The organism is Plantibacter sp. VKM Ac-2876 (genome assembly GCF_015350715.1).
Taxonomy (GTDB): domain Bacteria; phylum Actinomycetota; class Actinomycetes; order Actinomycetales; family Microbacteriaceae; genus Plantibacter; species Plantibacter auratus.
The window spans coordinates 1,022,594-1,034,259 of sequence record NZ_JADKSI010000002.1; the positions used below are offsets into that span (position 1 = coordinate 1,022,594).

Below are 11,666 nucleotides of genomic sequence, written 5' to 3' on the forward strand. Positions count from 1 at the left end.
CGCGAGACCTGATCGTGACCCGCTTCCCAGGGTCCCTGCACCTCCGCGGTGCAGCGGCTCCCTAGGGTGATGCCATGAAGCGCTCAGCAGTGACCCGCACCACCACCGTGTTCGTCTCCGCCGTCCTCGTCGGGCTCGTTCTCTCGGGCTGCTCGGCCGGGTCGAGCACCGAGGCCGGCAGCGACTCCCGCGCTGCGATGCCCGTCCCCGGCCAGGTCTCCGGCGACGCGCAGGTCGGCGTCGACGGCGCCGCTTCGCCAGACCTCACGCAACAGCAGGTGGTCACGACCGGTTCGCTCACCGTCACCGCCGACGACCCGATCAGCACCGCGACGGACGCCACTCGGATCGTCACCGAGGCGGGCGGGCGCGTCGACAGCCGCGACGAGACTCCGGGCACCGCCGACCAAGCCGCACAGGCGACCCTGACGGTCCGCATCCCCGCCGACGACTTCGACGACGTGCTCGCGCGGCTGCAGGCGCTCGGCACGGTGAACAACCTCTCCGTGTCCGCGGTGGACGTCACGGCACAGGCCGCCGACCTCGACGCGCGGGTCACCGCCCTCCAGGCCTCGGTCGACCGACTGCTCGGACTCATGGCGGCTTCGACCACGACGGCCGACCTCCTCGCCGCCGAGACCAGCCTGTCCCAGCGGCAGGCGGAACTGGACGGGCTCGTCGCCCAGCGCGACGCGCTCGCCGATCAGGTCGAATTCTCCTCCGTGTTCGTGAGCTTCGTGGCCCCAGGCGTGGTCGCACCGGGTGTGCCCACCGACTTCTGGGGCGGCGTGGTCGCCGGGTGGAACGCGCTCGTCGCCGCCGCCTCGGGGCTCGTCGTCGTGGTCGGCGTCCTGGTGCCGTGGCTGCTCCCCCTCGCGGTCGTCGCCGCGGTCGTGGTCCTCCTCGTCAGGTCGGGCCGTCGGCGCGCTGCTCGCCGCTCGCAGACACCTGCCACCTCGGCCGGGCCCGATGCGACAATGGACCGGTGACCGCTCAAGCGCAGCACCACTCATCCGATCGATCGTTCGACCCCGCCTCGATCCTCAGTGACGGGCTCGTCGAGCGCATCCGCGAACGCGCCGCCGTGGCGGACCGCGAGAACGCCTTCTTCGACGAGGACCTCGCCGAGCTGCGAGCGTGCGGCTATCTCCGGGCGTTCGTCCCCGAGGAGTTCGGCGGCCTCGGCCTCGGCATGAGCGAGGTCACGCTGCTCCAATCCCGGCTCGCCACCGCCGCCCCGGCGACCGCCCTCGCGATCAACATGCACCTCGTGTGGACGGGTGTCGCCCGACTGCTCCACGCTCGAGGAGACGACTCGCTCCGCTTCGTCCTCGAGGGAGCGGCTGGGGACGAGCTCTACGCGTTCGGGGTGAGCGAGGCGGGCAACGACCTCGTGCTCTTCGGATCCGACACCGAAGCCCGTCCGGGCCCCGACGGTTCCTATCGGTTCCACGGCCGGAAGATCTTCACCTCGCTCTCACCCGCGTGGACCTGGCTGGGGACGACCGGGCTCGACACGACCTCGACCGACGGTCCGAAGGTGGTCTACGGCTTCATCGAGCGCTCGCGCGGCGGGTTCGAGATCCTCGACGACTGGGACACCGTCGGGATGCGCGCCAGCCAGAGCAGGACGACCCTGCTCCAGGGCGCCGAGTCGACGGCGGAGCACATCGTCCGACGCCTCGACCCGGGGCCCAACCCGGACCCCATCGTCTTCGGGATCTTCGCCTGCTTCGAGACCCTCATCGCCGCCGTGTACACGGGCATCGGCGAACGCGCCCTCCGACTGGCGGTCGAGACCGCCCACCGGAAGACGTCGAAGAAGGCCGGTGGTGCGAGCTATGCGGCCGACCCCGACATCCGCCGTCGGATCGCGGCGGCCGCCATCGCGTACGACGGCATGCTGCCACAGCTCGCCGGCATCGCCCGGGACCTCGACGACGGGGTCGACCATGGCGCGCTCTGGTTCCCGAAACTCGTCGGGCTCAAGGTCCGCGCGACGGAGACCGCCCGCGAGGTCGTCGATCAGGCGATCCGGGTCGCCGGCGGCGGCAGCTACTTCGCCGCGAGCGAATTGGGCCGGCTGTACCGCGACGTCCTCGCCGGGATGTTCCATCCCTCCGACGACGAGTCCGCCCACGCCACGGTCGCGAACGCCTGGCTCGGGCCGGCCTGACCGCTCTGCTCAGCCGCGGTTGTTGCTGAGCTCGAAGATCCGCAGGAGTTCGCCGACCGCGGCGTCCTTGCTGTCCCCACCCTCCTCGAACATCTGCGTGACGTGGGTCAGCAGGTGGTTCTCGACGAGCAGCTTGTTGAGGGATCCCAGCGACTTCTGGATGGCGAGCGACTGCGTGATGATGTCCATGCAGTAGTCCTCGTTCTCGATCATCTTCTCGAGACCACGCATCTGGCCCTCGAGGATCTTCGTCCGGTGCAGGGCCCGCTTCTTGATGTCTTCGATCACCGGCTCAGGGTACCACCAGGGGGTACGGTGCCCTCCTCCTCCATCGGACCGGAGGACACGGTCGACGAGCCTAGGATGGGCGGATGACGAGCTCCCCCACACTCGAACTCACCGCCGCCGACGCGGACCGCGCGCGAGCCCTGCGCTCGATGAAGCGCCTCGCCACCGGACTGCTCCTCGTCATGGCGGTCATCTTCGCCGTCGCGTTCGCGCTCGAGGGACGCTACCCGTGGTTGGCGTACGTCAGGGCCGCTGCGGAAGGCGGCATGGTCGGGGCGCTCGCGGACTGGTTCGCCGTCACCGCCCTCTTCCGGCACCCGCTCGGCATCCCGATCCCCCACACGGCGATCATTCCGAAGCGGAAGGACGAGATCGGCGTCAGCCTCGGCGAGTTCGTGGAGACCAACTTCCTCTCCGAGGAGGTCGTGCGGCAGAAGCTCGCGTCCGTCTCCGTCTCGGAGAAGCTCGGCGGATGGTTGTCCGAGCCTGCGAACGCCGAGCGGGTCACCGCCGAGGGGTCCATCGCCGTGCGGGGGCTCCTGGAGACGCTGTCCGACGACGACGTCCGCGAAGTCATCGAGGCGTTGGCGTCCAAACACCTCATCGACCCGCAGTGGGCCCCGAACATCGGCCGTTGGGTCGAGCACATCGTCGGCGTCGGCGCGCACCACGACGCGGTCGACCTCCTCCTCGACCGCACAGGTGAGTGGCTGAGCACGAACCCGAAGGCGTTCGAACGCCTGGTCTCGAGCCGTCTGCCGACCTGGGTGCCGTCCTTCGTCGACCGGCTCGTGGACGACAAGCTCTACCGGGAGGCCGTGTCCTTCGTCCAGGCCGTCCGCGCGGACCCCGACCACCAGCTCCGCCATGCCCTCGACGGCTACCTCGGCGAGCTCGCGGAGCAGCTGCAGCACGACGACGCGACCATCACCCGCTTCGAGAACGCCAAGCACGAGGTCATCGACAGTCCTCGTGTCCGGGAGGTCGCCGGCAAGACCTGGACGGCCGCGAAGAGCGCGTTCCTGGAAGCCCTCGACGCTCCCGACAGCGACCTCCGCGTGCGGATCGCCGGCACCATCGCGGACTTCGGCCGGCGACTGTCGACCGACCGGGCGTTCTCCACGCGCGTCGACACCCGCGTCGCGGACGCCCTGTCCTACGTCGTCACCCGCTACCGGCACGACATCGCCAGCATCATCACCGAGACCGTCGAGCGTTGGGACGCCCGGGAGACGACCCAGAAGATCGAGCTGCTCGTGGGACGCGACCTGCAGTTCATCCGCTTGAACGGCACCATCGTCGGCGCGCTCGCCGGCCTCGCGATCTTCACGGTCGCGCAGGCGGTCCTCCGCGCGTTCTGACGCCGGGACCGGTCAGCGCTTCGGGAGCAGCTCCACGGAGATGAGGTTCACGACGTCGTTCGCGAGCAGGTCGAGCGACCCCTGGTCCTTGCAGGTGAAGGTGAAGACGACGAGGATCCCCATCTTCGTGAGCGACCGGACGCCCCAGTACGTGCGCTCCCCCGAGGGCTGGGTCCACGACAGGACCCGGAACTCGATGAGGCCCCCACCGCTGTTGTAGTTCAGTTGTTCCGTCGTGCCGTCCGCTTTGACGTAGTCGGCCCCGACGTACTTCGCCATGTAGGCGTCACTCGACTTCTCGTCGTCTCCGACCGCGATCTCGTCAGGCGTCAGCGCGATGTCGCCGAGTCCGACGTCGCACGAGGTCGCCGCGTTCCGGTAGATCTCGACGCCGTTCCGGTCCGGACCGATCGCCGCCCAGGACGAGTCCAGGTCGTTCGTCAGGTAGGCCGTCCATTCGGCGGGGACGTCCTGCCCGGCCGCGAAGTCGAGGTCGGGCGGGATGGAGACGTAGGTCTTCGTCGGCTCCGGCGTCGAGTCCGTCTCCGTGGGCGTCGGAGAAGCGGTGTTCGTCGGGGTGGCCGAGCGGGTGGGGCTCGGGTCCGCGACCGGTGCGCCACCCTGCGTGAGCACGAGGGCGACGACGGTGATGATCGCCGCCAACACGAGCGGGACACCGACGGCGAGGGCGATGATGAGCCCCGTCCGCTTGCGCTTCGGGGCACCGGGAGGCGGCGGCTGCTGGCCGTACCCGGGAGGGCCCTGCGGTGGCTGCTGCTGGTACGGAGTCTGCTGCGACTGGTACGGCTGCTGCGGTCCTTGCCCGTAGGGCGGCTGCTGCGGCTGTCCGCCGGAGGGCTGCTGCTGCCCGCCATACGGGTTCTGCTGGTACGGGTTCTGCTGCTGTCCGTACGGGTTCTGCTGCTGCGGTCCCTGTCCATACGGCGGCTGCGCCTGCTGGCCGGAAGGGTTCTGCTGCTGCGGTCCCTGCCCGTACTGCGGCTGCTGCTGGCCGTACGGGTTCTGCTGCTGACCATACGGCTGCTGCGGCTGCTGACCCGCGGGCCATTGCGGCGGGCGGCCGTCAGGCTGCTGCGGGTCGGGAGGCGGTGCATCGGTCACGGGAGTGGCCTTTCGACGGAACGGCGGGCGGAGCGGGTGAACTGCCCGGCCGCACGCCTGCAGTTCGTGTCGTCAGCATATCTGCGACGGACCGGCGCCGGTGGGCACATCCTGCACCAGAATGGTGACGTGTCCACCGCCCCCACCACACCCCGCACCCGCAGCGAGCGCCTCGACGCGCTCCCGTTCACCAAGGCCCACGGGCGACTGCTCGTCGGTTCCGGCGTCGGCTGGGCCCTCGACGCCATGGACGTCGGACTCGTGTCCTTCGTCCTCGCCCAGCTCGCCGTGCAGTGGCAGCTCGGGAACACGGAGCTCTCCTGGATCGCCTCAGCCGGGTTCCTCGGCATGGCGATCGGTGCGACGCTCGGCGGTCTGCTCGCCGACCGGGTCGGTCGGCGCCACGTCTTCGCGATCACGCTGCTCGTGTTCGGCATCGCGACGGGGGCTTCTGCCCTCGCCTGGGGACTCGGGGTGCTCATCGTGCTGCGGTTCATCGTCGGCCTCGGACTCGGCGCCGAGCTGCCCGTCGCCTCGACCCTCATGAGCGAGTTCGCCCCGCCACGGATCCGCGGGCGGATCATCGTGTTCCTGGAGGCGTTCTGGGCCGTCGGGTGGATCGCCGCCGCACTCATCGGCTACCTGGTCGTGCCGACGAGCGACGACGGTTGGCGTTGGGCCCTCGCCATCGGCGCGTTGCCCGCGGTCTACGCGGCCATCGTGCGGACGCGTCTCCCGGAGTCGGTGCGCTTCCTCGAGTCGCGTGGACGTCACCGCGAGGCCGAGGCCGTCGTCCGCGAGTTCGAGGCCTCGGCCGGCGTCGCCCACCCGGAGGCCGCCGGTAAGACCGCCACCGACACCTCCGTGAGCACCGGCCTCTCCGCCGGCGAGCGCCTCCGTGGACTGTGGGCGCCCACGCACCGCCGCGACACTGGTTCGCTCTGGATCGTGTGGTTCTGCGTCAACTTCTCCTACTACGGCGCGTTCATCTGGATCCCGACGATCCTCGTCGCCTCCGGCTTCTCGCTCGTCCGGTCCTTCGGTTTCACCCTCATCATCACCCTGGCCCAGATCCCCGGCTATGCCGTCTCGGCGTGGTTGATCGAGGCCTGGGGGCGGAAGCAGACCCTGGCGACCTTCCTCGCGGGATCCGCGGTGTCGGCGGTCCTGTTCGGCACGGCGACGACCGAACCGATGATCATCGTGTTCGGGATGTGCCTGTCCTTCTGCAACCTCGGCGCCTGGGGCGCCCTGTACGCGACGACCCCGGAGCTGTATCCGACGGCGCTCCGCGCGACGGGGGCCGGGTGGGCCGCCGGTATCGGCCGCATCGCCTCGATCATCGCCCCGCTGTCGGTTCCGGTGCTCCTCCTCGCAGGACAGGCCCTGCTCTTCTCCGTGTTCGCCGCCTTCTTCGTCGTCGCCGCGGTCGCCGCACTGTTCCTCTCGGACATGCGCGGCCGCTCCCTCGACTGAGCCGCGTCCCACCGGCCGACCCGCACCGCCGGTCGGCCGGGTCGGTCGGCGTCGATGCGACAGAATGGGGCCGTGACCGAATCCGCCAGCACCGTGTCCCCGTCCGCCTCCGTCGACCGACGTCCGATCTCGGGACGTCGTGTCGATCTCGAGCACGGCGCGTACACCGCGTCGATCGCCTCGGTCGGTGCCTCCCTGCGGTTCCTGCGGTACGACGGCCGAGACCTCGTGGTCCCGTTCGACGCGGAGGAGGTCCGTCCGGCGTTCCGCGGCGCCATGCTCGCCCCGTGGCCCAACCGCGTCGTCGACGGCCGGTACACCTTCGCCGGCGTCGACCACCAGCTCGCGCTCACGGAACCCGCTCGCGGTCACGCCCTCCACGGGCTCGCCGCCTGGTCGGAGTGGGACCTCGTGTCGTCGAGCGCGGCGTCGGCGGCGTTCCGCGTGGTGATCGAGGCGCAGGAGGGCTATCCGTTCCGCGTCCAGGTCACCGCGACCTACACGCTCGACGACGACGGACTCCGCACCGACGTCGAGGCGCTGAACCTCGGCGACGTCGACGCGCCCTACGGCACGGGACCGCACCCGTACCTCGTCGCGGGTGAGGGCCGTGTCGACGACTGGACGCTCGAACTGCCCGCTGCCGAGGTGCTCACCGTCACGCCGGACCGGCTCATCCCGGTCTCGCTGGAGCCGGTCGACACGGAGGCGACGGAGCACTTCGACTTCCGCGCACCCCGGACCATCGGCGACACCTTCATCGATCACGCCTACACGGCGCTCGACCGCGACGTCGACGGCCGGGTCACGGTGCGCGTGACGACGCCATCCGGCAGCGGCGTCGCCATGCACTGGGGTGATGGCCTGCCCTGGGTCCAGGTGCACACGGCCGATCAGCCCGTCGCGGAGCTGAACCGACTGGGGCTCGCCGTCGAACCGATGACCTGTCCCCCCGACGCCTTCTCGACCGGGACCGATCTCGTCGTCCTGGCTCCCAATACACCACACCGGGTGTCCTGGACCATCGCAGCACTCTGACAGTCGTCGGGGCTAGGCTGGCGACATGTCACAGACTCTTGCGAAACTCACCGGCGGCCCGCTCGACAGCGAGATCATCCCGCTCGAAGACGGCCAGGACGGCGAGCTCGTCCTGCCCTACGGCGAAGGCCAGCTCATCTACCGCCCCGTCGGCGAAGCGACGAACACCGGCGACCACGACGGCCCGACGACGACCGACTACGAGTACGTCGAGTCGACGGAGGACATCTCCCCGACGAACCGCAACGGCAACGGCGACGACGACTCGATCGGCTGAACCGAACCACCCCGTTCCACCTGAACGCCGGTAGCTGAGCCTCAGCTGCCGGCGTTCGGCGTTCACTCCCCCTGGTCGTCGACCGTCACCGTGAAGGTCTGGACCCGGAGCGGAAGCACGGGTGTCATCCGGACCTCCAGGCGGAGGCGACCCTCCGTCCCCTCGACGAACCAGACCAGGTGGTCCGGCGAATCGCAGATCGGCGTCGCGCGCCCCGAAGCCACCTCGGCGATGCCACCGACGGCGGTGACAGCGGCGTCGACCGCCTCGCGTCGCTCCTCCAGTGGCCGGTCGAGGGCGACGTTCTCGGAGAACAGCGACGCGGCGACGCGGTCGTCCCAGTGCGACAGCAGCCCGGTCGCGGTCATCGACGCCACGAGGGTCTCCGGCCAGGGGCGGATCGCCGGTTCCGGCAGCTCGCCTGAGGCCTGTGCGCCGGCGATCGCCAGCCGCAAGGCCTGTTCGGCGGGCTTCGCCACGGCCGCGTAGCCGGCGTTCTCGAAGGCGACGACGCCGAACCCGGATGTCGCGTGCCACCGCATGTGGGCGCTGTAACCGGGGTAGCCGCCCGAGTGCGAGACGAGCGTCCCGAGGTCGGCGTCCTCCTCGACGAAGAGGCCGAAGCCGTAGCCGAGCGCGAGTCTCGGCGGCACGCCGTCGAGGGTGGGCCGCGACGGAGCGAGCCGGTGCAGCTGCTGCATCTCGCGGCGGCTGGCGCTCGACAGCGGTCCGGTCTCGTCCCCGGTCCAGGCGCCGTCGAGCCAGCGCACCCATCCGATCAGGGTGGAGGCCGAGGCGAAGAGCCCGCCGATCGAGGAGAAGACCCCGGGGCCGGAGAACGGGACCTCGACGAATCGGCCATCCTCATCGACGGCCCGTTCGCGGCGGACACGATGACCGGTCGCCGTGACCGCCCCGTCGCCCTCGGGCCGCTCGAACACGGCGCCGAGCCCGAGCGGCCCCAGCAGGAGCGAGGTCACCGCATCGATGTAGGAGCCACCGGTCACACGCTCGATGACCTGCCCGAGCAGCGCATAGCCGAGGTTCGAGTAGGAGAACGCCGTCCCGGGTGTCGTGACGCATCGGACGCCGCGCACGAGCAGCCGCCGGAACTCGTCCACGCTGATCGACTCCTGGCGGTCACCCCACGGATCGTCCGTTCCGAGCCCACCCGACATCGTCAGGAGCATCCGCACGGTCGGCCGGACGGCGATGCCGTCAGGGAGCACCGGCGCGAACTCCGGCACGAACCCGTCCACTGGCGCGTCCAGGTCGAGGCGACCGGCGTCGCGGAGGATGAGGAGCACGGCCGCGGTGAAGCTCTTCGTGCAGGAGGCGATGCGGAACAGCGTGTCGGCGTCGGGCACCGGACCGCCCACGGTGACCCCGCCGAACCCCTGCTCGAACCGGACCCGCTCGCGGTCGAACACGGCGACGTACGATCCCGGGGCGACGCCGGAGGTGATCCGGTCCTGGAAGACCCGCGTGATGTCCGTCTCGGTGCTGTCCTCGACCAGGTGCATGCCGCCTCCTCCTCGACGGCCCTCGGCAGCCGTCCGCGATCTCGTCGCGCTTCGAGCGTACGACCATTCCGCACCACCGGGCGCCATCGCACGGGGTGCCGGGCGTAGGGTGCTCCTCCGCCAGGACGAAGTCAAGGGGCACCGATCAGCGACGTCCGATGCCCGCCGCGGGAGTAGCGTCATCTCCCGGATCGACCGTCGACGGGACGGCCGTGGAAGGAGTCATTCCATGTCGAACACGTCGACCTCCGGGCAGCCGGCCCCGGTCCGGAGCCTCGTCCCCGCCAGGATGGACCGATTGCCGTGGACCCGGTTCCACTGGATGATCGTCGTCGGTCTCGGCTTCTCATGGGTGCTCGACGGCCTCGAGATCCAGATCGTGGCCTCCGCCGGATTCCAGAAGTCGCTGGGGCTGTCGGCGGCGGAGGTCGGCCTCCTCGGGACGATCTACCTGCTCGGCCAGGTGACGGGTGCCCTCATCTTCGGCCGCATGGCGGACCGCCTCGGCCGCAAGAAGCTCTTCATCCTGACCCTCGCGATCTACCTCGTCGCGAGCGGCATCGCGGGCTTGTCCCCCACGTTCTGGTTCCTCGCCATCTTCCGGTTCTTCGCCGGCATGGGCATCGGCGGCGAGTACGCGGCGATCAACTCGGCCATCGACGAGCTCATCCCGTCGAAGTACCGCGGGCACGTCGACATCGCCATCAACGGCACCTACTGGGGCGGCGCCGCCCTCGGATCGGCGGCGAACCTGTTCCTGCTGAACACCGACTACTTCGCCGAGGACGTCGGCTGGCGCATTGGGTTCTTCATCGGGCCGGTCCTCGGTCTCGCCATCATCTTCCTGCGCCGCCACATCCCCGAGAGTCCGCGGTGGCTCATGACGCACGGTCGGGAACAGGAGGCGGAGGCCACGGTCGACGACATCGAGGCGACCGTCCGCAAGCAGGGCGGGACGATCGAGCCGGTCGACGAGTCGAAGGCGCTCACGGTCCAGGCCCAGGGCCACATCCCGATCCGGACCATCTTCGGCGTCCTCTTCTCGAAGTACCCGAAGCGCACCTTCGTCGGCCTCGCGATGATGATCACGCAGTCGTTCCTGTACAACGCGATCTTCTTCACCTACGCGCTCGTCCTCCAGAACTTCTACGGCACGAGCCCCTCATCGACGCAGTACTACTTCTTCCCCTTCGCGATCGGCAACCTGCTCGGCCCACTCCTCCTCGGCAGGCTGTTCGACACCTGGGGACGTCGCCAGATGATCTTCCTCACCTACGGGGTCTCCGGGGCGGTGCTGGCCGTGTCGGCGGTGCTCTTCAACGCCGGTGCGCTCGACGCGACGACGCAGACGATCTTCTGGTGCGTCTCGTTCTTCTTCGCCTCCGCCGGTGCGTCCAGCGCCTACCTGACCGTGAGCGAGATCTTCCCGCTCGAGCTCCGCAGCCAGGTGATCGGCTACTTCTTCGCGATCGGACAGATCGCGGGTTCGGTCGCGCCCCTGCTCTACGGGATCCTGATCGGCGACGGCACGGACCGCGGTCCGCTCACCGTGGGCTACTTCGTCGGAGCAGGTGTGATGGTCCTCGGCGGGTTGATCGCCCTCATCTTCGGGGTCGACGCCGCGCGGAAGTCACTCGAGGACATCACGGAACCCTTGTCGATCGTGCGCGAGGGGAAGGGCTCGGGAAGCTGATCCCGGTCCGCGTTCAATCCTCGGCGGAGACGTAGACCCCGAGCGTCTCGGCGAGGCGCTCCCGCTCCACCGCCCGACGGCCGGCGCCCTTGGCGCTGGCCGTCGTGAGCGTGGCGAGGACGTGCAGGGTGAGCGCGATCCCGATCGAGGAACTCGGGTGTCCGTCCTCGGCACGGCCGAGCACGATCGTCTCGTCGGCGTACGGGGTCAGCGGGGCGTCCGGCGCGTCCGTGATGAGCACGAGGCTGCCTCCCGCCTCGGCGAACGGGACGACGGAGTCGATCGTGTACTTCCGGTACCGCTGCAGCGACACGGCGATCATGACGTCACTCGTCCGCACGTCGCTCAGGACGTCGAGGGGACGCACGATGGTGCCGTCGATGAGCGTGACGTTCGCGAGGCCGTAGCTGAGATCCGCGGCGAGGAGGGACGCGTAGGTGAACGACTTCGACGCCCCGATGAGGAAACGTCGCCGCGCGGAGACGATGAGGGCCGCCGCGCGTTCGAGGGCACCGTCCGCCTTCGCCGAGGCGAGGGACTCCTCGAACTGCTTGCGTTCCTGTTCGAGGAGTCGGTGCTTCAGGACGGATGCGGAGCGTCGTTCGAGACGCTGCTCCGGGCGTTCGCCGGGGACGGCGGTGTCCTCATCGGTGAGGAAGAGGGTGTCGTCGTTCACGCGCGGTCTCCTTCGCATGCCGTCGCCGGGGTTCGG

At 69.8% G+C, this 11,666-nt stretch carries 11 protein-coding genes; 7 read left to right on the forward strand and 4 right to left on the reverse strand.

The window, feature by feature from the left end; all coding sequences use genetic code 11:
• Nucleotides 1-74: 74 nt before the first annotated feature.
• Complete coding sequence (locus ITJ62_RS11210) at nt 75-989, forward strand: DUF4349 domain-containing protein (protein WP_194601994.1); 915 nt, start codon at nt 75-77, stop codon at nt 987-989.
• Nucleotides 986-2,176 (forward strand): acyl-CoA dehydrogenase family protein, encoded by a 1,191-nt coding sequence (locus ITJ62_RS11215; protein ID WP_194601997.1) that lies wholly within the window; start codon nt 986-988, stop codon nt 2,174-2,176. Before ITJ62_RS11210 ends, ITJ62_RS11215 begins: the two co-directional genes overlap by 4 nt.
• A gap of 9 nt (nt 2,177-2,185) precedes the next feature.
• Here the strand turns inward: ITJ62_RS11215 and ITJ62_RS11220 are convergent, their stop codons facing one another.
• Nucleotides 2,186-2,464 carry a metal-sensitive transcriptional regulator gene (locus tag ITJ62_RS11220; protein WP_064296530.1) on the reverse strand — a complete coding sequence of 93 codons (279 nt, stop codon included), beginning with the start codon at nt 2,462-2,464 and terminating at the stop codon, nt 2,186-2,188.
• Nucleotides 2,465-2,547: 83 nt separating this feature from the next.
• Here ITJ62_RS11220 and ITJ62_RS11225 point away from each other — a divergent pair, with 83 nt between their 5' ends.
• The gene (locus tag ITJ62_RS11225) at nt 2,548-3,825 is read left to right on the forward strand and encodes a DUF445 domain-containing protein (protein WP_085510407.1); all 1,278 of its coding nucleotides are present in this window, start codon (nt 2,548-2,550) and stop codon (nt 3,823-3,825) included.
• A gap of 12 nt (nt 3,826-3,837) precedes the next feature.
• Here ITJ62_RS11225 and ITJ62_RS11230 read toward each other — a convergent pair whose 3' ends face one another.
• Nucleotides 3,838-4,947: a hypothetical protein gene (locus tag ITJ62_RS11230; protein WP_194602000.1), complete on the reverse strand. Its 1,110-nt coding sequence runs from the start codon at nt 4,945-4,947 to the stop codon at nt 3,838-3,840.
• A gap of 129 nt (nt 4,948-5,076) precedes the next feature.
• On the opposite strand from ITJ62_RS11230, the gene ITJ62_RS11235 reads away from it, so the two are divergent.
• From ITJ62_RS11235 to ITJ62_RS11245, 3 genes are all read left to right on the forward strand, one after another.
• On the forward strand, nt 5,077-6,423 hold the full coding sequence (locus ITJ62_RS11235; protein WP_370581897.1) for an MFS transporter: 1,347 nt from the start codon (nt 5,077-5,079) through the stop codon (nt 6,421-6,423).
• A 72-nt stretch (nt 6,424-6,495) separates the two neighbouring features.
• The gene (locus ITJ62_RS11240; protein WP_370581898.1) at nt 6,496-7,461 is read left to right on the forward strand and encodes an aldose 1-epimerase family protein; all 966 of its coding nucleotides are present in this window, start codon (nt 6,496-6,498) and stop codon (nt 7,459-7,461) included.
• 25 nt (nt 7,462-7,486) lie between these two features.
• Entirely contained in the window at nt 7,487-7,738 is a 252-nt protein-coding gene (locus ITJ62_RS11245) for a response regulator (RefSeq protein WP_079001938.1), read from the forward strand.
• A gap of 62 nt (nt 7,739-7,800) precedes the next feature.
• Here the strand turns inward: ITJ62_RS11245 and ITJ62_RS11250 are convergent, their stop codons facing one another.
• Nucleotides 7,801-9,261 carry a serine hydrolase gene (locus tag ITJ62_RS11250; RefSeq protein ID WP_194602006.1) on the reverse strand — a complete coding sequence of 487 codons (1,461 nt, stop codon included), beginning with the start codon at nt 9,259-9,261 and terminating at the stop codon, nt 7,801-7,803.
• A gap of 229 nt (nt 9,262-9,490) precedes the next feature.
• Between ITJ62_RS11250 and ITJ62_RS11255 the strand changes: the two genes are divergently transcribed.
• The gene (locus ITJ62_RS11255; protein ID WP_194602009.1) at nt 9,491-10,954 is read left to right on the forward strand and encodes an MFS transporter; all 1,464 of its coding nucleotides are present in this window, start codon (nt 9,491-9,493) and stop codon (nt 10,952-10,954) included.
• Nucleotides 10,955-10,967: 13 nt separating this feature from the next.
• On the opposite strand, the gene ITJ62_RS11260 is transcribed toward ITJ62_RS11255, so the two are convergent.
• Nucleotides 10,968-11,630: a MurR/RpiR family transcriptional regulator gene (locus tag ITJ62_RS11260; RefSeq protein ID WP_199862102.1), complete on the reverse strand. Its 663-nt coding sequence runs from the start codon at nt 11,628-11,630 to the stop codon at nt 10,968-10,970.
• Between the last annotated feature and the right edge of the window lie 36 nt (nt 11,631-11,666).